General features: G+C 27.7%; 20 protein-coding genes and 1 CRISPR repeat array. Of the genes, 15 read left to right on the top strand and 5 right to left on the bottom strand.

Annotated features, from left to right (window positions below):
• Nucleotides 1–313: 313 nt before the first annotated feature.
• Nucleotides 314–523, top strand: coding sequence for a hypothetical protein (locus tag ACWXVP_RS00525; protein WP_456012585.1), 210 nt, complete (start codon nt 314–316; stop codon nt 521–523).
• Nucleotides 524–1,352: direct repeats of the CRISPR family, unit length 36 nt; unit sequence GTCTAACCTTGCTTAAAAATAGTATAGTACTAAAAT. It lies immediately after the preceding gene.
• Nucleotides 1,353–1,464: 112 nt separating this feature from the next.
• On the opposite strand, the gene ACWXVP_RS00520 is transcribed toward ACWXVP_RS00525, so the two are convergent.
• The gene (locus tag ACWXVP_RS00520; protein WP_456012583.1) at nt 1,465–1,614 is read right to left on the bottom strand and encodes a hypothetical protein; all 150 of its coding nucleotides are present in this window, start codon (nt 1,612–1,614) and stop codon (nt 1,465–1,467) included.
• 41 nt (nt 1,615–1,655) lie between these two features.
• Nucleotides 1,656–2,015, bottom strand: coding sequence for a hypothetical protein (locus ACWXVP_RS00515; protein ID WP_456012581.1), 360 nt, complete (start codon nt 2,013–2,015; stop codon nt 1,656–1,658).
• Between the two features lie 104 nt (nt 2,016–2,119).
• Between ACWXVP_RS00515 and ACWXVP_RS00510 the strand changes: the two genes are divergently transcribed.
• Nucleotides 2,120–2,494 carry a hypothetical protein gene (locus tag ACWXVP_RS00510; RefSeq protein ID WP_456012579.1) on the top strand — a complete coding sequence of 125 codons (375 nt, stop codon included), beginning with the start codon at nt 2,120–2,122 and terminating at the stop codon, nt 2,492–2,494.
• 153 nt (nt 2,495–2,647) lie between these two features.
• A complete protein-coding gene (locus ACWXVP_RS00505) occupies nt 2,648–3,007 on the top strand; it encodes a UPF0236 family transposase-like protein (protein WP_456012577.1) in 360 nt (119 codons plus the stop codon).
• A 335-nt stretch (nt 3,008–3,342) separates the two neighbouring features.
• Here ACWXVP_RS00505 and cas9 read toward each other — a convergent pair whose 3' ends face one another.
• Complete coding sequence (cas9, locus tag ACWXVP_RS00500) at nt 3,343–6,843, bottom strand: type II CRISPR RNA-guided endonuclease Cas9 (protein WP_456012575.1); 3,501 nt, start codon at nt 6,841–6,843, stop codon at nt 3,343–3,345.
• 419 nt (nt 6,844–7,262) lie between these two features.
• On the opposite strand from cas9, the gene ACWXVP_RS00495 reads away from it, so the two are divergent.
• The 5 genes from ACWXVP_RS00495 to pip all read left to right on the top strand — a co-directional run bounded on the left by ACWXVP_RS00495 (nt 7,263) and on the right by pip (nt 13,644).
• Nucleotides 7,263–8,555 carry a hypothetical protein gene (locus ACWXVP_RS00495; RefSeq protein ID WP_456012573.1) on the top strand — a complete coding sequence of 431 codons (1,293 nt, stop codon included), beginning with the start codon at nt 7,263–7,265 and terminating at the stop codon, nt 8,553–8,555.
• A 32-nt stretch (nt 8,556–8,587) separates the two neighbouring features.
• Entirely contained in the window at nt 8,588–9,484 is an 897-nt protein-coding gene (gene phnC / locus ACWXVP_RS00490; RefSeq protein ID WP_456012571.1) for a phosphonate ABC transporter ATP-binding protein, read from the top strand.
• Between the two features lie 2 nt (nt 9,485–9,486).
• On the top strand, nt 9,487–11,682 hold the full coding sequence (locus ACWXVP_RS00485) for a PhnE/PtxC family ABC transporter permease (RefSeq protein ID WP_456012569.1): 2,196 nt from the start codon (nt 9,487–9,489) through the stop codon (nt 11,680–11,682).
• A 12-nt stretch (nt 11,683–11,694) separates the two neighbouring features.
• Nucleotides 11,695–12,615 (top strand): DHH family phosphoesterase, encoded by a 921-nt coding sequence (locus ACWXVP_RS00480; protein WP_456012567.1) that lies wholly within the window; start codon nt 11,695–11,697, stop codon nt 12,613–12,615.
• Nucleotides 12,616–12,708: 93 nt separating this feature from the next.
• Complete coding sequence (gene pip / locus ACWXVP_RS00475) at nt 12,709–13,644, top strand: prolyl aminopeptidase (RefSeq protein WP_456012565.1); 936 nt, start codon at nt 12,709–12,711, stop codon at nt 13,642–13,644.
• Nucleotides 13,645–14,060: 416 nt separating this feature from the next.
• On the opposite strand, the gene ACWXVP_RS00470 is transcribed toward pip, so the two are convergent.
• Together ACWXVP_RS00470 and ACWXVP_RS00465 are read right to left on the bottom strand one after the other, a co-directional pair.
• A complete protein-coding gene (locus ACWXVP_RS00470) occupies nt 14,061–14,234 on the bottom strand; it encodes a hypothetical protein (protein ID WP_455994505.1) in 174 nt (57 codons plus the stop codon).
• Between the two features lie 241 nt (nt 14,235–14,475).
• On the bottom strand, nt 14,476–15,381 hold the full coding sequence (locus ACWXVP_RS00465; RefSeq protein WP_456012563.1) for a nucleotidyltransferase: 906 nt from the start codon (nt 15,379–15,381) through the stop codon (nt 14,476–14,478).
• A 139-nt stretch (nt 15,382–15,520) separates the two neighbouring features.
• Between ACWXVP_RS00465 and ACWXVP_RS00460 the strand changes: the two genes are divergently transcribed.
• The 7 genes from ACWXVP_RS00460 (at nt 15,521) to ACWXVP_RS00430 (ending at nt 24,045) form a co-directional block, all read left to right on the top strand.
• Nucleotides 15,521–17,680 (top strand): helix-hairpin-helix domain-containing protein, encoded by a 2,160-nt coding sequence (locus ACWXVP_RS00460; RefSeq protein ID WP_456012562.1) that lies wholly within the window; start codon nt 15,521–15,523, stop codon nt 17,678–17,680.
• 105 nt (nt 17,681–17,785) lie between these two features.
• A complete protein-coding gene (gene nusA, locus ACWXVP_RS00455; protein WP_438340439.1) occupies nt 17,786–19,390 on the top strand; it encodes a transcription termination factor NusA in 1,605 nt (534 codons plus the stop codon).
• The gene (locus ACWXVP_RS00450; RefSeq protein ID WP_438340440.1) at nt 19,374–19,673 is read left to right on the top strand and encodes a DUF448 domain-containing protein; all 300 of its coding nucleotides are present in this window, start codon (nt 19,374–19,376) and stop codon (nt 19,671–19,673) included. The genes nusA and ACWXVP_RS00450 overlap by 17 nt, the downstream gene beginning before the upstream one ends.
• Nucleotides 19,634–21,439, top strand: coding sequence for a translation initiation factor IF-2 (gene infB / locus ACWXVP_RS00445; protein WP_438340441.1), 1,806 nt, complete (start codon nt 19,634–19,636; stop codon nt 21,437–21,439). Before ACWXVP_RS00450 ends, infB begins: the two co-directional genes overlap by 40 nt.
• A gap of 1 nt (nt 21,440) precedes the next feature.
• Nucleotides 21,441–21,770, top strand: coding sequence for a 30S ribosome-binding factor RbfA (gene rbfA / locus ACWXVP_RS00440; protein ID WP_438340442.1), 330 nt, complete (start codon nt 21,441–21,443; stop codon nt 21,768–21,770).
• A gap of 10 nt (nt 21,771–21,780) precedes the next feature.
• Complete coding sequence (gene mnmG / locus ACWXVP_RS00435) at nt 21,781–23,604, top strand: tRNA uridine-5-carboxymethylaminomethyl(34) synthesis enzyme MnmG (protein WP_456012560.1); 1,824 nt, start codon at nt 21,781–21,783, stop codon at nt 23,602–23,604.
• A 9-nt stretch (nt 23,605–23,613) separates the two neighbouring features.
• Nucleotides 23,614–24,045, top strand: a complete 432-nt coding sequence (locus ACWXVP_RS00430) for a 23S rRNA (pseudouridine(1915)-N(3))-methyltransferase RlmH (RefSeq protein WP_456012559.1) — start codon at nt 23,614–23,616, stop codon at nt 24,043–24,045.
• The last annotated feature ends 100 nt before the right edge of the window (nt 24,046–24,145 follow it).

The raw sequence follows: 24,145 nt of genomic DNA, 5'->3' as shown, positions 1-24,145 counted from the left end.
ATGCAAAAAAGAAGTTAACTTAGCACATGGCAATCAACGAGGCGATAGAAAAAAGATTTACAGTAATGATTTAATTATCAATTATTAAAAAAATATGAAAGCAAAAAATAATTGCTAGAACAAAAAATAGTTCTTGCAATTCATATATGTCTTAGTGTTTGTTTTATGAAAGAAAAGCTAATGTAAAAATATCATATAGCCAATTAACAAGAAGACTTACACAAAGCGGTTTTCTAAGTGCTTTTGCTCATAAAAATACAATAAAAAAACAAAGAACTTTTGTAAAAAATATATACCTTATAAGCCAAATATTTTGCCTAAAGAAGAGATTGCAAAACCAACCATAATCTCAAAAAGAAAATTAGTAAATATTGGCGAATGTGTTGAACTTGATGGATCTATTCATTTTTTTGTTGATCAAACCTTATGAACAATTGTTGCATGTATCAATGTTTCAGCTTCAAAAGTTTTATCATTTTATTTTGATAAAAAAAGCGTAAATCAACAAAGATTGATTAGTTAAGTCTAACCTTGCTTAAAAATAGTATAGTACTAAAATCATACGCAACTAATGAAGTAGTAAATCAAAGTCTAACCTTGCTTAAAAATAGTATAGTACTAAAATATGATTGAAATTCAATGTATCCGTCAGTCAGTCTAACCTTGCTTAAAAATAGTATAGTACTAAAATCTATATACTTATCTATATTTATTTGTAAAAGTCTAACCTTGCTTAAAAATAGTATAGTACTAAAATATCTTGTTTTAAAAATTATTCTATTTTTTAGTCTAACCTTGCTTAAAAATAGTATAGTACTAAAATTTGCTTTTTTAGTGTCTTCACTTAAATATTGTCTAACCTTGCTTAAAAATAGTATAGTACTAAAATTAATAAATAGTTCTGAATTTAATTCATTTTGTCTAACCTTGCTTAAAAATAGTATAGTACTAAAATGGACTATTTATTACTTATTTTTTATATAATGTCTAACCTTGCTTAAAAATAGTATAGTACTAAAATTTAACATTATTGATGGATACATTGAGTTTCAGTCTAACCTTGCTTAAAAATAGTATAGTACTAAAATCTATTAAATCATTTACTTTCTCATTAAATTGTCTAACCTTGCTTAAAAATAGTATAGTACTAAAATTACTATGTTCGTCATATATTTCTTGTAATGGTCTAACCTTGCTTAAAAATAGTATAGTACTAAAATTTCGTTGAGAAATATCAAAAAATAATTCTAGTCTAACCTTGCTTAAAAATAGTATAGTACTAAAATATTCTTTTGTGTTTCCACCAATTTTAATTGGTCTAACCTTGCTTAAAAATAGTATAGTACTAAAATATCATTTTTGTATAAAAACGTTTAAATTCACATTAATTAGCATGAAAAATGAGCCACCAATATTTTGAACTTGTTTAAGTATACATTTTGCATAATTTCTAATAAAAAAACTCTACCATGAATAGAATAATTTATAAAAATTTATGTCTCTTCTTATTTTTTCTAAATCTTCATTAATTGATCACATTAAATCTATTTCTCTTTGCGAAATAAGGCCAGTTTTAATAAAATATTCTAAAATTTCTGTTTTTTTAGATAGCATCTGATTGCGCTAATATCTAGCTTTTTGGTGTTTTACATTTTTTAAGCCGCCGATATTTCAAGAGGAAGCTTTTTACTATATGTTATATTCTCATACATTTGAATGTCATTTTCATTTAATTCAAGAGCTTTATATCTTTTATTGTCTATATAAAAATAGTATTGTCGATCTGCACCAATCAAAAAAGTTGCATCATTTTTTGGTGTAACTTTTTTGATTTTTTCATTTTTGTTGCGATTTAACATATCTCTTATTTTTCAAATCGTTCCTTTATATATACTCATACAGTTCCAAATTATATATAAAAAACTAGCTGTTGCTAGTTTTTGCGCACTTTTTCTTTTTCCTTCGTTTTGCCAGCCGACCGCGGGAGTTGCGCCTCTCTGCTCACAATATATCAATATTATATATCTTTTTTATACATATATTAAAAATTTTTAGCGAATTGTTTTTAATTTATGAGAATTTTATATATTTTTTGCCTCATTTAAAACATTATTATTTTATGAATAACTATATATTAGAAATGCTAAAAGAAAAAATAGAAAAAGAAGACGAAGCGTTTATAAATTCTGATGAACGTAAGCAAAAAGGGGTATTAATACATTCATATATAACTAGAAAAATTAAACTAGAATTCGGGATTTTATGCATAAAAATTACCAAATATAAATACTATGATGATAATAAAGTTTTATTACATACTTATATATTTAATAAGAACGTATTTTTGAATGATAATTTCAAAAGAAGAGTTGATATTTCTTTATTGGAAAAAGGCAAAAAATGGTATTTAGATGGAGCGAATTTACGTGTTATTTCTATGAGATACAATATCTCAAAAACCTTGATTTGTCGTTATGTGAAGGCAGCAATTTAATATTAGTAAAAGAATTGAACAAAATAGATTAATTAAGAGTTTGGATAATTCTTCTAATAATACAATCTATATTAGTGTAGATGATACATATTTTAATACTAAACAAAATAAAAATAAAGTAAGTAAATTTAGAACAAGAATCATATTTTTTTTATGCTTGATAAAAACAAAAATATAATAAATAAGAATCATTTTTTTATCTTTTCAAGAACCCAAAAACAGATAAATCTTGCATATTTAATTGAGCAAATAAATATAGTTATTAAAAAATATTATGATAAAAATTGCAGGCTAATTGTGCTTGGTGATGGGGCAAAATGAATTTCAAATTTAGCAAAGAAAATAAAGGCTAAATACATATTATGTAGATTTCATCTATTTCAAAAAATTAATACAATTTTTAATAATTCTGCTGAATTAAAGTATGGTTTAGAACAATTAAAGTCTAAAGAAAATCTAGATTTAAAACTTATTTTTAATAATTTTATGCACAATAAAAGCATGATGAACTAATTAATTTTATTTATAGCAATAAGAAGATAATCAAAAAATATTTAGGTTTAAATCATTCCAACTTGTTATTTTCTTTGTGCAAATATATAAATAATAATTTTTATGAGCTAATAGAAATTAATGATAAAAATATTGACTTTATTAATAACAACGCAGAAGCTTTCATATCGCATTTAATAAAAAAGCCAATTAACCAATTAAAAATGTATGAACAATATATAGTTTTGACGTGTGTTTATTAAAAATTTTGAATAATTTAAATAACTTTAAAATTGGTTGGTTATGGCAGTGTAGTAAATTTTGTGTAAATTTATCTGCAGTACCTTTAAAATATTTTAAATTATTCTATTTTTTGTTTTTATTGATTTCGAGCAAAAAGAAGAAATTGTAGTTATTAGCCTTTTTTCTCCTAATTTTTCTCCATTTTTTATTACATTTCTTTTTGAAATGTATTTAACCTCAATAGTTTGAGAACTATAAACTGCGCCGCATAAATAATAGACTTGATTATCGATTGCGTTCTTAAACAACGTATTTTTATATCAGACATCAATTATTTTATTTTCCTCTGGAATGTCTAATGTTTTTTTAATTCTATTTAATTCTTTTTGATTGTAAATTTCTTCTAAAGAAAAATCAGATTTTTTATTGTTATCAAATGTGTAGATTTTTGCATTTACCGGGATATAAGCATATTTATCTTTTCTTGTTTTATAAATCAATAGCGCAACCCAATTAAATGATTCTTTAAATGACTTGCTATCATTTTTATTTAAAGCTACATTGTTAATATCTTTTTTATCACTAACTATTTTTAATTTTTTAACCATTTTGACTTTATTATTTTCAACAAGTAATAAAATTTGGTTATTTTTACAGAAATCTTTATACTCTTCTGAAATTAATTCACTATATGTTTTTTGTAAATCATTCATATAGACTTCAAAAGGACTTTTTTCACCTTTATATTCTAGATAAATATTTTTAAGTTTATTAAACTCTTGAGGGTGACTTCTGAACATTAATACATTATCGTGTTTATCTTCTTTTTCGAAGTAATCTTTCATATCATAGACACTTTTACGTTCAACTTTATAAATTATATTTTCATCATCTGGATCTTTGATAGAAGAGTATAAAGTTGCATTAAATAGTTCGATATTATGATCTTTCGTTAATTTTCTTGTAAATCTTACTTTAGATTTAATTTCTTGTTGTCTATTTTCACCTATCGATTTTTTTACTTTATCTGTTATATCCTCGGTATTGACAGTTAAATCAGAACGCTTACAAATAAATTCACCAGTTTCTTTATCAATAATGTTGTTGTCTTTGTCAATGTAGTAGTTTTCCAAAATTGCTCATTTATTATGGTTCATTTTCATATTGTTTGCTGCAATTGCCAATATTGAAGCATCAATAGCATGGTGATCAAATTCATCACGGTTCTTTTTATCCAATTGCGCTAATTTTCTAATTATGCTTGTAAATTTACCTCTAATAGGTTTTATTGTGAATTGATTGTCATGATTTTTAGCATAGTTTGCTAAAATACTTAAAAATTCTTTACATGCATAACGCGTGTCGTTTAAATTTCTAGAAGCAAATTCTATTTCATCGCTTTGAGAAAGTGTGTCATGCAATAAATTGTTGCACTTTGCAATTAATTCATCGTATGTTTTAAATCAAGGTAAATCTTTGATTTTATCTTTTTTAGAAGTATATTTATCGGCTTTTGATCTTCAATGTACATATAACCATTTTTTTAGCTCTTCAAATTTTTCGGTTGATAAAAAGTCTTTAGGAACCTTATTTTTCTTTTGCCTATTTGACTCTTTTAGTACCAAAACCTTGTTTCTGATTGAATCGTCAAAACTTTTGCTTTGAGGAAGAATATGATCAATATCTGTATATCCTGGATCTTTATAAACTTTTCTTAAATCAATATCTTGAAGAGAATATAAATCAATTCCGTCCTGTTGTAATCATAGCAATAACTTTAATTTTGTATGATCTGAGCAATTTGAAATACTGAATGAATTATCCATAGTTCTTTCTTTTACTGCCACTTCAATTAGATCATTAACTTTTTTATTGTGTTTATTTTGAGCACTAATTTTTTTAGCTTCTTCTTCACCGTTTTTATCCCTTGGCATTTCTAGGCCAACTTTTGTGATTAAATATTTTTTTCCAAATTCTTTGATAATTTGGTTAAATACCTTAACGCTTTCTCTAATTGAACTTTTAACTGCTGGAGAAACAATTAAATCGTCTAAAAAATTGGCTTGTAAATATTTGCCAGTTTGTTCTTTTGAAATTAGTTTAATTTCATTTTCTTTATTATATTCACTAACTGCTTTATATAAATCACTTTCTTTATTTCATTTTAATGACTCTAGATTGGTAATTTCATCAAACAATGCCTGCAACGTATGTTCAAAAACACGGTATGAAAGTGAATGTGTTTTATTTCCTTTTAATTTAGAACTTTGAGCAATATCTTTTATCGTGTTCTGAATATCACTTTCATTTAATAAATATTTATTGAATACTTTAATACATTCTTTATCGTTTAGCTTGTTGATACGGTCATCAATACTTCTATTATAAAATATTGGTTGATATAGCTTATCTAAGTCTCTTATTACATTGAATAAATTTTCACTGTTAAACATTGAAGCAATACAATTATTTTTTACAAAGATATTTAAAATTTCATTTGTTATATTTAGATTTCTATAATCGATATCTTCATTGCTAAAACTATTTGTAGTTAAATCATTATTAATTTTTTTCATTTCTTTAATAATTGATTTTTTATCTATGTTTTTAACTTTTTTATCGTTTTTAAATGAATTAAATCAATTTAAAATTAGATCTTTTTTAACTTGATTGTCTAGATTTATTTTATTTTGTGAATTTTCGTCAATATAGAAAGTTGTATTGTTTAAATTGTGTAATAAATTAAACATTTCTGCACTTGGCGTATTAATAGGCGCTCTATTGTCTTTTTTAAACACGCTACATTTTCCAGTGGTTTTTTCTCATATTACAGTATATTTTTGAATAACTTCACCATTTTCATCTCTTTGAAAAATTCCGTATTCACTCGGACTTTTTATATTGCCAGGCCCTTGTTCAAATGAACGTATATATTTAAATAAATTTAGATAATTATCACTAAATTCTTTAAATGATTTTTGGTCATATTTTTTAGACTGAACTTCGAAAAGTTTTTCAAGTTCGGCAACTCATCTTTTATTAGTAAATAAATTACCTGTATTTGCTTCAATGTTTTTGACAAATCCGAATCTATCAAAGTATTTTTTTTCAATTTCGCTTGGATATTTTGAATCGTCTTTAAATTCGGCAAATGAACTGTTATTCTTATCGCCGCCTTTATTATCTTTGGTTTCTTCTTCTATTTCATAAAATACACCACGATTTTTTAAATAATCGTGTAGTATTCAGATTAATTCTTCTGATAAAATTTCTTTTGATAATGCTTTGTATTTTAAATCTATAATATGTGGGTGTTTTTGTGAAGATTTTAAATAAATATTTAAAACATCTTCGACAGATTTTAAATCTAAATTAAACATTTTGCTATATTTAATAACTAATTTTGCATAAGCATTTTTCTTTAAAGCTTTTCTTCTTATGCTTCTTCTAAGAGATCTGTGTGCTCTTCTATCTTCAGCTAAATTAGGTTCATCAAACAATCTAGAACCTAGCGCAATAACTTCGTTAGTTTCATTATTAACAAGCGACCAGCCTACTGAACCAATCCCTAAATCTAGGCCTAATGAAACCTCAATTTTTTTATTATCTTGCATGAATTCTCCATTCTAAAAAACATATTTATTATAAATTACAAATATAAATATTTATTTTTATCATTAAAATTTAGAGAAAATTTGAAGATTTTATTATTGCTAATATTGCAATTTTAATACACTAAACTTTTATCTTAAATTTTCGAACCAAATGAGATTACACAAAATTTATAAAATAACTTTTTTTTAACATTTACGTTAAATTGCAGCAAAATGAAAAAATTGTAATTTCATAAAAAAACTAATTTTATAATATAATTTTTCACCACAAAAAATTTATTTTTTTTCATACTTGTTAATTTTTTTAAAAAAACTCTTCTAATAAGTGTTTTTTTATTGCTCCTTGAGTTTTTAATATAATTTCGTTTGTAAATTTAAATACTTTATATTAAAGAAAATCCACACAAAAAGGAAAACAAATGAAAAAATCAATCAGAAAGTTCTTACTACCTTCAGTTATAACTAGTGCTTCTATACTTACGATGGCTATAGGTCTAATTTCTTCACAATGCACAACAGATTCCAATGTCGAAGCAATAAAAACCCAGGGCTATGCTGATGCTATGCAAAAACTAGCTAACAAATCAATCACTGTTGCTGGAGCATGATCAGACGCTCGTTTTTATGCTAAAGACCATGCTAATGATCTAGCAGTTATTGGAGCTACATCGCACATTTCAAATGATGGTGTTCAAGCGAGATCTGACTTAAAGCTTGGCGATATTAAGGCTCTTCAACAACTTTTAATTGCTGCAATAAAAGAATCAAACAAACAAGTAAAAGATAATAAAGATTCTAACAAAGAAAGCAATCTAACTTACTTAGATAAAAATAACAAGATCCAAAGTATATTCAAAATATACAACCATGATGGCTATGCTCCAGTTGGATTTGATGCAAATATCGTTTACAACATAAATGGAGATTCAAAAAAAGCCTATGAAGTTATTCCTAAGGGCGATAGTGAATATATTTCCTTTGATGAAAAAACAAATAAATTCACAACTGTTGATGAAAAGAAAAACCTTAAAATTCAATTCATTCCTTCTTCTGATGCCGCATTAGTACAAAAAGCAACAGAGAAACTACAATTATGAATAAAGGAAAAAGGAATCAAAAATATTGAAATTAGTGTTTCAAGTGATTACAATAGTGCTGCAACAGCTTTGAAAGCTAAATCGATCGATGTCGCCTTTCTACCTGTCGATACATGAGCTAAGCTATCCGGAGATTCTAGCTTTATTATTCAAGCTGGTAGAAATGTCCAAATTATTGACCCATATATAAGCAAGCAGAATCCATCAACACCTAAATTTAATGATGAAAAACTACTAGTTGAAGCATTTAATAACTACAAAATATTTAATAAAAATAATCTTTATATCAACAAGGAACCATCTAAAAATCCAAATTCAACTGCAAACGGATACAACGATGAATTAAAAACACATATTGATTCGTTGGCAACAGGAGAAGAACTTCCAACCGTTGGCTTCTATCGTTCATATATTTATGTTCGCAAAGATTCTGAAATTTACAAAATTGTTATTAAAGCCCTAAAAGAACAAGGTTCTAATTGAAAACTAAAATGATCAGAAGTAAAGGATTATGTAATTTATGGTTATACTTCAACAACATCAGCCGCCTCATATATATACCCTGAACAATGATTTAAAAAACATTTTGAAGGCTTTAAATCTTTCTTAGAATAATACAAAAACTTAATTTAATATAAAACTTAATTATGAATAAAAATCTAAAAATAAAAAGTATTAGCAACATACAACAAAATACTAATAATAATTGAAATATCAATTGAGATAACGTATCAAAAACATATCCTAATGGAACTAAGGGCTTAATTGATGTAAATCTTTCAATTAATCAAGGCGAGTTTGTCGCAATTATTGGTCTATCGGGAGCCGGAAAAACCACACTAATTAAAACAGTAAACAAAATAAATACCATTACCTCAGGAAAATTAACGGTTGGACCTTACAATGTTAATGAATTAAAAGGAAAAAAATTAAGACAATTTAGAACAAAAATTGGAATTATCTTTCAAAATTATAATCTAGTTGAAAACATCACTGTACTACAAAATGTTCTCTCGGCAAGATTACCACAAATGAATTTATTTAGAGCGTTTTTTGGATTTTATAGTAAAAGCGATATTGAACTAGCATATCAATGTTTAGCAAAAGTTAATATTCTAGAAAATGCTTATGATTTAGCAAAAGATTTATCAGGCGGTCAGATGCAGCGTGTGGCCTTAGCACGTACTCTAGCCCAAAAACCAAAAATTATTCTTGCAGATGAACCTGTAGGGGCACTTGATCCGATTATGGCTAAAAGTGTTATGGATGGTTTTTTAATAGCTAACAAATCTGAAAAAATTACCATAATTGCAAATCTCCATCATGTTGATCTAGCCCTACAATATGCAGATCGAATAATAGGGGTAAAAAAAGGCAAAATTATTTTTAATGATAGTTGAGATAAAGTTAATTTAGAACAATTAAAAGAAATATATGGAAAAAAATTGGAACAATTTGATGAAGAACAATTCAATGAAAACCGTAGAAAAAGACTAATTATTCAAAATGAAATTAAAGAAAAAATTAAAAAATTGGAAATCTAGAAATGGATAAACAGCAAAGCAAATCTAGCGGTCCTATTGAATATAAAAGCAAACTAAAATTATTTAGTGAATCAGTAACAAATTACTTTAATCCTAAATTCGTTGACATCAATGGCCAAAAGGTAACTAAAAAGTTCCCTTGGTTCAAAATCTTGGGTGGTGCACTAATCTTTATTTTGGTTGTAATAATAATCGCTGCTATTAAACCTGATTTTCAAAACTGAAAAGCTTTTTGAAATCATATTTCACACTTTTTTGAGACTAATAAAAAAGCGCAAATCGGAGCTGCAGAGTTCACGCCTTATGCAACCTTCTTGCGCAGCTTATCCTATTTATGAACCACTATTTCATACTCAATATTAGGCACTATACTTGGTATTTTTATATCAGTACCGCTAGCATTATTAAGCTCTAAAAATATTATTAAAGATAAATTAATTTATCTTCCCTTTAGAATAATAATGTCGATAATTAGAGCAGTCCCCCCAGTTGTATTCGCATTTATCTTTTTCTTCTTATTTTCAAAATCATTAGCGGCAATGTTTTCAATTGCTATATTTGTTAGCTCATTAATGACAAAATGATTATATGAAGACTTAGACACCTATGATACAAGTGCATTTCAGGGAGCGCAAGCGATTGGTAATAATAAAACTCTTGCCTTTAAAAGCGCAATTTTACCTTATTTAATAAAGAGAATTGTATCATATGGATTCTACTCATTTGAAATGGTTGTTAGATTTGCAGCTATTTTATCAATTGTTGGAATATCAACAATTGGACAACTTCTTTCTGATCAATACGCCATAACAGATAACCTATCACATATGTCAATTGTTTTATGAGTGTTAATTGCCTTGATGATAGTAATCGAAGCATTAAACTATATGATTAAAAAATTCATTTTAGAATATTCTCAAAAGCACCCTCAAATTGATGAAAAACTTCCATTTGCAAAACAATTAGAACAGCTTAAAAAGCAAAAGTCAAAAATATATATATTCAAGATTTTTGTCATTATTCTTGTGTTTGCGCTTATCCTTGCTTCGCTAACACAAATTGAATGAAAAATTGGAAATAGTATAAAAATTAGCCAATTCAAAGATGGAATTAATAAGCTTTTCAATCCGGATTGATCATTGTTTGGTGGCAATTGAAAAACATCAAAAACAAGTGTTATACCATTAGGGGCTTCAGCTCTACTAGTGGCAATAGCTTCCTCAGTCATTGGTTTGTTTTTTGCACTAATATTAGGAATTCTTGCCGCAAAAAATATTAATAAGTATTTTTCTTACCCATTTAAATTGATTATTATTGTTATTCGTGCTATACCAGCGTTCACTTTTGCCATTCTTTTTATAATCTTGTCAAAAGACTCAAAACTATTCGCCGGGGTCTTGGCACTGGGGATACATTCAATTGGTATGCTTGGAAAACTAATTATGGAGTCAGTTGAAAAAATTCCACACAAGGTGTTTCAATCCTTGGACTCACTAGGCGCGACATGATTTCAAAAAGTCAAATTTATTGTTATTAAATCAATATTACCGCAATCTCTGTCTAACTTCTTATATAGAGTTGAAATTAACTTCAAAAGTACAGTAGTAATTGGCGCCGTAGGAGCTAGTGATTTTGGTTTCCAAATCAGTACATACTCATCCAAAACTGAAGACTGAGACAAGCTTTCATCATACCTAATTTTTACCATTATTGTATTATTGACAATTGAACAAATTTCAAATATCATTCGCTCAAAACTAACAACTGGATACTTCTTTGGCCAAGATGTTTGGTTTAAAAAACTGATTAAGCAAAATATGATTATTAAGTCGCTTGCCATTGCTCTTGTGAACAATGAGGAATTCAAAAATGAAACAAGATATGCAAAATATATGATTGCAAAACACAAGAAGGATCAATTATTTATATACAATTATTGATTAAAAAATGATTTAATTCCAGATGAAAAAAATTATAAAAGGCTAATGACAAATAAAATAGACTATTTAAATCAATATAAAAAAATATTAGTTAAAATTAAAAATGATATTAAAAATGTTTATAAAACAACATATATGCGAACAATTCAAAATCTAGCAAATATGAAAAACTGATTCAAGAAATCTAAAATAGCCAAAAAATCCGCCAAAATTGCGGTTGATCATTATTTTGACAATTATTCATTAACGGTGGCCTAAATTATGGAAAATATGAAGCAAAAATTTATTAAATTTTGAGAATATCTAAAAAACGCAAATAATATAACATTATGTACTCATGTTGAACCAGATGGTGATACCCTAGGATCTGCAGTCGCTCTCAAGCATCTTATAAAAATAAACCTAAAAAATAAGAATGTAAGAATTTCTGGCGGCGATTATCCAAGAAACCTATTGTTCTTGGAAGATGAAAAAATTTCATTAGTTGATAATGACTTTTTTAATAACTCACTAAAGGTGGTTGTTGATACATCTACAAAGAATAGAATCTTTGATCAAAGAGTCAAAACCGAAGAATCAATTAAAATTGACCACCATCCTTTGGAAGGCAAATGATTATTTGAAATTGGTGGTGATTTTTGACCTGCAACCGGACAAGTAATGACCAAACTTGTTATGGAACTAAATTTAAAAACAGACAAAAAAGTTCTCGAAGGCCTTACTGTGGCAATCATTACTGATACTGAATTTTTCAAAGAGAGAAATGTTACCCAAGAAACTTTTAAATGTATGGAATTTTTATTAAAGGAAGGTCTAGATTATAATCTTTTACTTAAAAAAATGCAACTTAATGCGGAAGAAAACAGATTCATTTTTAATGCAATAAACAATTCCAAAAAAGAAGGAATAGTTACATATATGATTGTTGATCAAATTGTTTCAAATGATATCGCAAGACCTCTTGTTGCTAAATTTGCAGAAGTATCTAACACCGAAGTTTCACTAGCATTATTAAAACGAAAACAGGGTGATTATCGCTGTGAAATTAGATCAAAAACTACTTATGATGTATCAAAAGTTGCAAACTATTTTCTAGGCGGTGGGCACTTAAACTCATCTGGATTTATTCAACAGGATTTAAATAAATTGCAAGAAATAGTTAACTTTATAAACAAACATTATTTAATATAAAAAATAAGAGTTAGGGGTGCATTAAACCTCTAACTTTTTAAAATATTAAAATATAATTTTAAGTACTAATATTTTATCTAAAAGGAAATTGTTATGTTTGAACCAATTGAACCATATAAAACTGGTTTTTTAAAAGTAAGCGATATTCACTCTATATATTATGAAGAAGTAGGTAACCCAAATGGTCAACCAATTTTATTTATACATGGTGGTCCAGGAGGGGGGATTTCTGAATCAAATCGCCAATATTTTGATCCAAATCATTACCGAATTATTTTATTCGATCAAAGAGGTTGCGGCAAATCTATGCCATCTGCCGAAATAAAAGAAAATACTACACTAAACTTAATTAGCGATATTGAAGAGTTGCGAAAAAACTTAAATATTGATAAATGGATACTTTTTGGTGGTTCATGAGGATCCTGTTTGTCACTTATTTATGCCATTAATTACCCCCAAAATGTATTGGGTATGATTTTGCGAGGTGTATTCTTAGGGCGCCAAGAAGACGATTATTACCTTTATCAGCAAGGTGCTTCTTTCTATTTTCCTGAAGCATATGAAGAATTTTCCAACTTTATTCCAATTGAAGAAAGACATAATTTAATCAAGGCATACCACAAGTATCTAAATAGTCCAAATATTGAATTAGCATACAATGCAGCATACCATTGAGCTAAATGAGAACTCGGGCTTATAACGATGAATCCACTAACAGAAATAGAAGAAATTTTATCTAATCAGAAAAGCAATTTAGAATTAGCTAGACTTGAAAATCATTATTTTATTAATCATATTTTTTTAGAAGATAACTATATATTAAAAAATATTGACAAAATTCAAAATATTCCAACAATAATTATTCACGGTAGATTTGATATGGATTGCAGACCAGAAGGTGCTTACCTTTTACATAAAAATCTAAACAAATCAAAGTTAAATTTTGTTATTGCAGGTCATTCCTCAAAAGAAGAAAAGATTGCCGAAGCACTAGTTAATGCTACAGAAGAATTTAAAAATTTGCAATAAATAATTCATAGACTTTGAAGACAAAAAACATTCAGAAAATACGCCTGAATGTTTTTTTTACAAAATCTCATTTAAGTTTTTCATCTAGATTAGATTCAAAAAAATATTTTAAATAAATTGAATCAAATTTTTTTAAGCTTTTGAAGCTAAAATAAAAAAAGATAATAAAACCTACAAGTATTAATATTAGCAAGATCAAGTCAACAATTATTAACAAAAATAAAGTGTTTATATTCAAACATAAACAATAATGCTTTGCTTAAATGTCTATATTATTGAAATTCAGAAATAGTGACAATTTCATTGTTAATTTCACTAAGAGCATTATCATAAAATATTAATAATATGATAATTGTAGGTCTATAGATGTTAAATTATAATTAAAAGAATTGACGCAAAACCTGGACCAACATTAGCTATATTGCAACAAATGTATATATCGACATTACAACAACAATAAAAGTAAAAACAAACAATGCCAGTGATAGATCAAATGAAACAAAATGACCTTGTTTAGACTTTTTTGTTTCGCACAAATGTTGCTTCATCAAAATAGCCAGTCACTCATAAATAAATCCTTTAAATTTCAAATGTATAACCTATTATATTTTTTTCGAATATTTAACTTATTAAACTAAATTATAATTTATAAAAAAAATATGTATCTTTATTTCAGTATCTTCTTACCTTCGAAGCCCTGAAGTGCCTATGATTACCCCGATAAACAATAATAATGAAAAAATAATACCTAGAGGTATTAATAACTTGCTGCATCCAATTTAGAATTAACTTTTTTCCTCAATTGCGCTTTAATTTAAAATTAAAAATATACTAGTTTTTTTTAGCAAATCACTTCTTTAAGACATACAAATAAGTTCGCTTAATACGTGATTTTGTATATCTTTTTGATGTACAAGAATCAATAAATTCATCGTAGGATAAAGCATCAATGTTTTTCTTAAATAAATTTTCCATTCCTTCACTAACAAGTTTAATTTTGGCGATTCTTTGTGGTGACCAATGTCTTATTATTCTTTGGAATTTTTTATATGTATCTTCAATCCTCTTAACTCTTTTAATTTTTAGTGGAGAAAAATTTGAAATATCCTCATTATTTTTTATCATTTCTCTTAATTTTGTTCCTGATGCATAAATTGAACTTGTTTCCCCAGAATGATGTGAAATTGACCTTTTTATACAATCAAGTTTAATATGAGGTTTATTTTTTAATATATATTTAGTGTATTCAAAGCCCAAAATATCTTGCGGAATTTCTTCTTCTTTTAAGAATAGTTTTAACGATTCATAACAGGATAAAATAAAGGATTTTCCTTGTTTTAAAAGCAACTTAACATTTTTGTTATATAAATCCGCATTTTCATCCAATAACCTTGCAGCACTTATATATTTTTTTATTTCATCGCTATCGGATGTTCCAAAAAAAAGAATATCAATTTTTTGTTTATCTAACATATCAATTGAGCCTTTTGCAAAAAAGTGTGCTGCCTGTGTTGAAGTTTCAAAATCTAGCTTAACAACCTTATCAACACCATATTTCATACATATTTTTTTTCTTTTTGCAAAGGGAGCGCAAGCAATCTCACCACGTTGGGTAAAATTAGAGGACAAGGCAACAATAATTTGCGAATTTGGATATCTTTCTTTAATTTTATTAATTAAGTATATATGACCATTATGAAATGGATTATATTCTGCAATAATGCCAATTTTTAACATAAATTTATTCTTCCTACAATTCAATAATTCTTAAAAATTATAAATTAATTTGCTTTAAAAAAAATCTAAAAAGACCTATTAAAAAATAATTTCTTTATAATTAATGTACTAAAGATAATAAATAAAAATTGGAGAAATTATGATTGATTTATCAATAAAAAATGTTGCAAAAAGATTGAATATACGTAATGAGCAGGTTAGTGAAACCCTTAAATTATTAAAAGAAGGCGCTACAATTCCCTTTATTTCACGTTATAGAAAAGATGTGACCGGTGGTCTTGATGAAGAACAAGTTGCAAATATTAGCGAATTTTATGAATATGATGTAGAACTTCAAAAAAGGAAAGAATATGTTAAAAAAATTCTTGAAGAAAAAAAGCTACTTGATGTTGAAATATCGAAAAAAATTGATGATGCAATAACTAAGCAGGAAGTTGAAAATATATATGAACCTTTTAAGGTAGGCAAAAAAACAAAAGCCACCGAAGCTCTTGCATTAGGATTAGGGCCACTTGCTGAGCTTATTATGACAAATAAGGATGAAAAATTTAATGTTTTTAAAGAAGCTTCGAAATATATTAATGGAGATACATTAAAAGACGTTGAGCAAGTTTTAGAACAAGCTAAATATATAATTGCTCAAAATATTTCACAAGATATTTCAGTTCGCGAATATGTTAAAAATCAACTTATAAACTACGGTGTTATCGTAACAAAAAAGAAAAGTGTGGATGACGAAAAAGAAACATTCAAACAATATTATGACTATAGCGAGAAGGTTAAAAATATCCCTAACCATCGTGTATTAGCTATTACTCGTGGTGAAGACAAAAAAATCATTTCATATACAATTGAATTCAATGAAAAAGTTATCATTTATTATCTAAACAACAAATTTTTCATCAACAAAAGAACAGCTAAGATTGTTAATGAAGCAATAAAAGATTCACTAGATCGTTTAATATTTTCATCGATAATAAGAGAAATAAAGACAGATTTATTTGAGCGTGCCGAAAAAGAAGCTATTGAAATTTTTGCTCAAAATCTTGAAGATTTATTACTTTCTCCAGCCACAAAAAATAAAAATATTTTATCTATCGATCCTGGATATACTAACGGCTGCAAATGTGCAATGCTAGACGGTAATGGAAAATATTTAGAAGGTTTTGTTATCCATCCACACACTAACTCAAAAGAAGAATTTCTAAATGCAGTCAAAAAGATGCATGAAATACTTAACAAATATGAGATTGATCTAATTGTTATTGGAAATGGAACCGCTAGCCGTGAAACAGAAGAATTTATTGATAAATTATTAAAAATAAGAAGAGAAAAAGAATTAAACAAAAACACTAAATTTGCCATTGTTAGCGAAGTAGGCGCTTCTGTATACTCGGCTTCAAAAATTGCGCAAGAGGAATTTCCTGATTTAGAACTAGAATTTAGATCAGCAATTAATATAGGCAGAAAATTTCAAGATCCTTTGAATGAGCTAATTAAAATTGAACCAAAATCTCTTGGGGTAGGTCAGTATCAACATGATGTTAATCAAAAAGAATTATCTTTAAAATTAGCATTCAAAGTCGGAAAGGCAGTCAATATGGTTGGAATTGATTTAAACACCGCAACCAAATATATATTAGAGTATGTTTCTGGCCTTTCGAAATCATTAGCACAAAATATTGTTGATTATCGTAATGAGAACGGCTTATTTAAATCAAGAACTGATCTTAAAAAGGTTAAAGGTTTAGGCCCTAAAGCTTATGAACAATCAGTTGGTTTTCTACGAATTTATGATTCTAATGTATTTTATGATAAGACAAATATACACCCTGACTTATATGAACTTGCCGATAGAATAATAAAAGAATTAGCTATTGATTTAAAAAATATCGATAAGGAAATATTGCTTTCAACTAATAAGGATGAATTAGCTAAAAACCTAGGCGCAAATCAATATGACATTGACCTAATTATTGATTCTTTATTAGCACCTGGAAAGGATATAAGGGATGATAAACCAGGATATATTGTTAATGACAAAATTTTAAAATTTAGCGATATCCAACTGGGTCAAGAAATTATTGGCCAGGTTCAAAATATTACCAACTTCGGTGTATTTGCCTATATTGGCCTAAAGGAAAATGTTTTGATTCATATTCGCAATATGAAGAAGGAAAATTCCCAATATATCAACCATCCTAATGAACTAGTTTCAATTGGCGATAACATAAATATAAAAATTATTGATATTGATAAAGTAAACTCAAAAATTCAAGGAAAAATTATTTGAAAATAAATTAATGTATTAAAATTTTATTATACTGTTTTTAATTAAGATTAAAAAGGGTTGGCCATAGGCCGATCCTTTTTGTAATTATAAGATATAAAAAAGGAGATAAAAATGAATACCAAAACTTTTGATTCGGAACTAAAAGCAACACAAATTTTTAGTGCTATATATAATGTTTCACAGATCAAAAATATTGATGAAGAAGCAGTAGTTGATTTATTTAAAAAAGCTGTTGAACAAGTGATTTTTAGTCAATATGATCCTGATGCTGAATTAGAATTTATCATTGATAAAGATAAGAAACAGTTTAAAATAATAAACCATACAAAAATCGTTACTAATGACCCTATAACATATGAAGACAAAGATAATTTTTGCCCTTGCATTGAAATCGCTTTAAGCGATGCTAAAAAAATTAATGCAGATATTAAGGAGGGTGATATCATTGCTGAGGAAATAGATTTCGAATTATTCCATAAACGTGATTATCAAAAAATTCTAAGTATCTTCAACCAACAAATTAGAGAATTGGAAAAACAATTAACCTTTAATAAATATAGTAGCTTAATAGGTACTATAGTTAAAGCTAAAATAACAAATATTACCAAAACTGGTACACTCATGGAATTTCGTGATGGAACTGTTGCTTATATGCCACCATCTACAAGCAATTTAAGATTATTATCCAATCTAAAAGCCGGCGATTTGTTAGATGTTTATATTGAAGAAGTAAAACCTGAATCTAAAAATGCACAAATATTAGTATCCTCAGTTGAATCTAAATTAATAAATAAATTATTCGAACAAGAAATACCAGAAATTGCTGAGGGATTTATTGAAATTATTAAGGTTGTTAGAATACCAGGGGAAAGAGCAAAAGTTGCTATAAGAAAAACAGAAAAAGCGCCTTTTGCTCTCGAAGAATTAGGCACAGTCATCGGAACAGATTCAGCTAGAATTGAAGCTATTTCGAAACAACTAAACCACGAAAAAATTGATGTTGTATTATATGATGAGGACAAAAAGAAATTTGTAATGAATGCTGTTAGTCCTTCAAGAGTTATTGATATTGTCGAAAAAGAAGATTCAACTCCACAGTTCAATAGTTTTATTGTTATTGTTCCTAATGCTCAACATACTTTAGCAATTGGTAAAAAAGGGCAAAATGTTCGACTTGCCTCAGAATTAACAAGAAGCCGCTTAGACATAATTAGCCAAGCGCAAGCCGATCAACTCCAAATAAAATATTCATTTAAAAATGCAAATATTACTGAAGAAGAAGCTAAATTAAAATATGTAGGTCAAAAGTTAAATCTAAAACCAATTAGCAATCATAGAAATTCTAAGAAATCCAATGAATCATTCTTTGATAATACATTCAATATATCAGAATTTGACCAAGACCTAGCTGAGCTTAGACAAAAAGCACAACAAACAGATCATATTTTTGAAAAACAATTATATGAATCTATTTCTGATGAGGAAATAGAAAGAACATGAATTGATATGCAAAATGAATTAGAAAACGAAGAAATGGAAGATTTAGATGTATACTCAGGTAACACTAAACAAAATGAAATTAAAGACAAAGCAAAAATCGAAGCCGACTATGAAAAAATAACTCAAACAAAAATGAAGGACTTCAAGAAAGATGATGACCTAAGTGCTGGTTTAGAGAATTTAGATTTAGGTGATTTAAATGATGAAGATTGATAAAAAATATAGTCGTAAATCTATTGTTGATGGAAAAATTTATCCTATAAAAAACTTAGTTAGATTTGCAAAAATTAATAATGAATTTTATTTTGATCCAAACATTGAACTAGGTGGTCGGGGAACATACTGTTTAGATAATGAGGAACAAATCGAAACCCTTTTTAAAAAGCATTTACTAAATAAAGCATTTAGACAAAATATTGATGATTGTATTTATAAAAAATTATGAAATGAGGTGAATATATGGCTAAGCAAAAATGTAACAAAAGAATTTCAAATGTAGACAATATTAAAGAAAAATTAAATGTTGTAGAAGCAAAAGTCAAAAATGGTGTATTTATTTTTACAGGTCCACTAACAGTTTGTGAATTTAGTCAAAAAATTAACCAAACTGCTGCGCAAATTTTAACCTACTTCTTTAAAAAAGGAATAATGAAAAATATTAACACCTTTTTAAATGAAGAAGAAATTGCGGAAATATGTTTACATTATAATCTTGATTTTCAAAAAGAAGAATCAGTTGATGCTGAAAATTTATTTGATAAACTTGAAGTTATTAATGATCCAAACGACCTTTCAACACGCCCTCCCATTGTGACAATTATGGGCCATGTTGACCACGGTAAAACAACACTAATTGACCAAATTAGAAAAAGTAACATTCTTTCAACAGAATTTGGTGGGATTACCCAACATACTGGTGCATATCAAGTTGAATATAATGGTAGAAAAATTACCTTTCTTGACACCCCTGGACACGAAGCGTTTACTGAAATGCGTTCGAGAGGGGCTAGGGTAACTGATATTGTTATTATTGTTGTAGCTGCAGATGACGGTGTTAAACCGCAAACTATTGAAGCCATCGATCATGCGAAAGCTGCCAATGTGCCAATTATTATCTTTGTTAATAAGATGGATAAGTCAAATGCAGACCCTGAGAAAATTAAAAGCCAACTAAGCGAGCATAATATTATTTGTGAAGAATGAGGAGGCGAAAACCAATTCATTTATGGTTCGGCAATGATGAATAATAATATTGATGCTTTATTAGAATCTATTTTTCTTCAAGCTGATTTACTAGACCTAAAGGCAAATCTGAATCGCGATCCTTTTGGAACTATTATTGAATCAAAGATTGATAAAGGTAGAGGGGTAGTGTCAACGGTTATTGTTGAAAATGGTACTCTTATGCCTAGAGATTTTATTGTCGCTGGTGGTCAATATGGAAACATTAGAAGCTTAACCTCAACCGAGGGAAAACCATTGCAAAAAGTCTTACCAGGCACACCTTGCATAATTACAGGTCTCAATAAGAATCCCTCATCAGGTGATAGATTTATTGTAATTAGTGATGAAAAATTCGCTAAGAAGCTAGCAGAAGAAAAATCTTTTATTAATAAACAAAAAGAATTAAGTGAAAGAAATTCCTTCACTATAAAAGATGGGCAAAAAACCTTAAACATAATTATTAAAACCGATGTTCAGGGGACTGCTGAAGCAATTAAGCAAACGCTATCTAAACTAAAAAATGATGAAATCTCTGTTAATGTTATTAGAGCAACAGCGGGAGAGCTAACTAAAGCAGACTTACTCTTAGCTGAAGCATCTAATTCAAGAATTTATCTATTTAACATTAGCACATCAAGCGAAATTAAAAAACTAGCTGAAACTAAAAAAATAAAAATTGTTTCTCATAACATTATTTATAAAATTGTTGAGGAAATAGAAGCAATTATCAATACCTTAAAAGAACCAGTTTATGAAGAAAAATTAATTGGACAGGCTGTTGTTATAAAACTTTTTTTCTACTCGAAAGTAGGAACAATTGCAGGTTGCATGATGCTTGAAGGACAAGCGAAGGAACTTTGCAAAGTTGAAGTAATTAGAAAAGGCAAAAGTATCTTTAAGGGCTCAATAAGCTCCTTAAAAAGAGAAAAAAATGATGTTAAAGTTGTCGAAAAAGGCTTTGATTTTGGTACCCATATTAAAGATTTTGATAAAATAGATATAGATGATGAATTAAAATTTTATGAGGATGTATTAGTATAATATGAACGCAATTATGCATGAAAGAAAAACTCAATTATTATTAGAATTAATTGGAAATAGTTTTTTTGAATTAAAAGATTTTGATGTAACAAACATCTCAATTAACGACGTAATTTTATCAAACGATGGATCACATGCTAAAGTATATATAACCTTATTTAAAGACAAGGAAAGATACTTTGACAAAGTGACTTCAATGGCGCCATTTATTCGTTCAGTTGTAGCTAAAAGTTGAAAATATAAAAAATTACCAGAACTAGTATTTTTAATTGATAAAGTTGAGCCTGAAGCTGCAAGAATTGAAAAAATACTTAAAGATATTAAAGAATAGTACTTAATAAATGAACAATCAGTATGATGCTATCGTAATAGGTGGTGGTCATGCCGGAATCGAAGCAACTTTTGCACTAGCAAAAAGAAATCTAAAAGTAGCCTTAATAACTCTAAATACTAACCGCTTAGCAATGCTACCTTGTAATCCATCGATCGGTGGATCGGCAAAAGGAATTATTACTCGTGAAATCGATGCCCTAGGAGGAGTTCAGGGCTTTTTTGCCGACCTATCCATGATCCAAATTAAAATGTTAAATACTTCAAAAGGCCCAGCTGTTTGATCGCTTAGAGCCCAAATAGACAAAGATAAATATTCACAAATAATTCTAAATGCTGTAAAAAAAGAAAATAATATTGTTTTAATTGAAGATGAAGTTTCTGATCTAATCATAGTTGACAAAAAATGTGTTGGTGTTAAAACTTTAAAACACGGCGATATACACTCAAAAGTCACAATTATGACAACCGGTGTCTATATGAACTCACGCATCCTACGAGGCACTGATATTAAAAACGATGGTCCTGATGGCGAAAAAAATAGTTCAACTCTATCCAAAAATTTAGCTAAATATGGTTTTGAAATCCAAAGATTAAAAACCGGAACTCCTTGTCGTATTTATACTGATAGTATTGATTTTACAAAAGTAGAAAGAGAAATTCTAGATAAAACTGAACTTTGTTTTTCCAAGCGAAGCAATATAAAATTAGATGAACAAACTTCTTGTTTTCTAACCCATACAACAGCCAAAACTAAAGAAATAGTACTAAAAAACCTTGATAAAAGCTCATTATATTCTGGAATAATTATTGGTATCGGGCCAAGATATTGCCCTAGCATTGAAGACAAAATTGTTAGATTTCAAGACAAGGAAACACACCACATATTTTTTGAACCAGAAACTAAAAAAGGCGACATTATGTACATTAACGGCTTATCCACTTCAATGCCTGTCGATGTCCAAGATGAAATGATCAGATCGGTACCTGGATTAGAAAATTGTAGAATCCAAAAATATGGATACGCCATTGAATATGATGCTATTAATCCACTTAATTTATATAAATCGCTAGAATCTAAAATATTAGAAAACTTTTTTTCGGCCGGACAACCTAATGGGACAAGTGGTTACGAAGAAGCGGCGGCCCAAGGCTTAATAGCCGGAATTAATGCGGCAAATAAGATTCAAAATATGCCTTCTATGGAAATCAAAAGAAGCGATGCCTATATCGGTGTCTTAATTGATGATATCGTTACCAAAGGTACCACAGAGCCATATCGTATGTTAACAAGTCGTTCAGAATATCGATTATTATTAAGAAATGACAATGTTGATGAAAGATTATGCCAATATGCTTATGACAATAAAATGATAAATGAAGAAGAATATCAAAAAATTGTTAATAAATATAATCTTATCCAAACAACAATTGAAGAACTTAAAAATAAATATGTATCTTCAAAGAGTGAATTAGGCATTAAATATAACGTTATCAATGGCCAATCTTACCTTAAGTTACTTGCCAATCCTGAGACAGACCCAATAGATATCTTAGGAAATGATTTTCCCTTCATTGAAGAATTAACAATTCAAGTAAGACTATTCGGGTATCTTAAAAAACAAGAAACAGCTGCTGAAAAAATGATTCGCCTGGAAAATCTAAAAATCCCTGAAAATATAAATTATTCCTTGGTAGATAATCTCGCTACAGAAGCAAGACAAAAACTTGAAAAAATTAGACCCTCAACTATTGGACAAGCAACAAGAATTAGTGGAATTAACCCTTCCGACATACAAATGCTAATGTTCTATCTAAATAACCGCAAAAAATAAAAAATAAAAATGAAAATAAACTTAATTGCAGTTGGTTCTTTAAATTCAGATATTAAGAAAATTTATGATTCATATTTAAAAAAAATAAACTTTTTAGCAACAATTAATTTAATTGAAATTAAAGAAATTATTAATGATAATATTGATATTAAAATTGCAAAGGAAACTGAAGCAATATTAGCAAAAATACCAAAAAGTTCAAAAGTTTTTTATCTTTCATTACAAGGAAAACAAATGAGTAGTGAGGAATTTTCTAATATACTTATTGAAGATAATTTAACTTTTATTATTGGTGGGTCGAATGGCGTAGATGAAACAAAATTTAAAAATAAAATTTGTTTTTCCAGAATGACATTCCCACATCAGTTATTTAGAATCATGTTAATTGAACAAATTTATCGTGGATTAGCCATTAAGAAAAATATTAAATATCATAAATAATTACACCAAATTTTGGTGTAATTTTTTTATTTGATTTTTTTCTCTAGACATTTGGGGATCTATTGACGAAGTTAAAACAAAAAAATCAAAACCTTTACAT

Source organism: Mycoplasma sp. 1781 (assembly GCF_053851675.1).
Note: the sequence above shows the minus strand (reverse complement) of the source record. Positions and strands in the feature narration are given on the sequence as shown.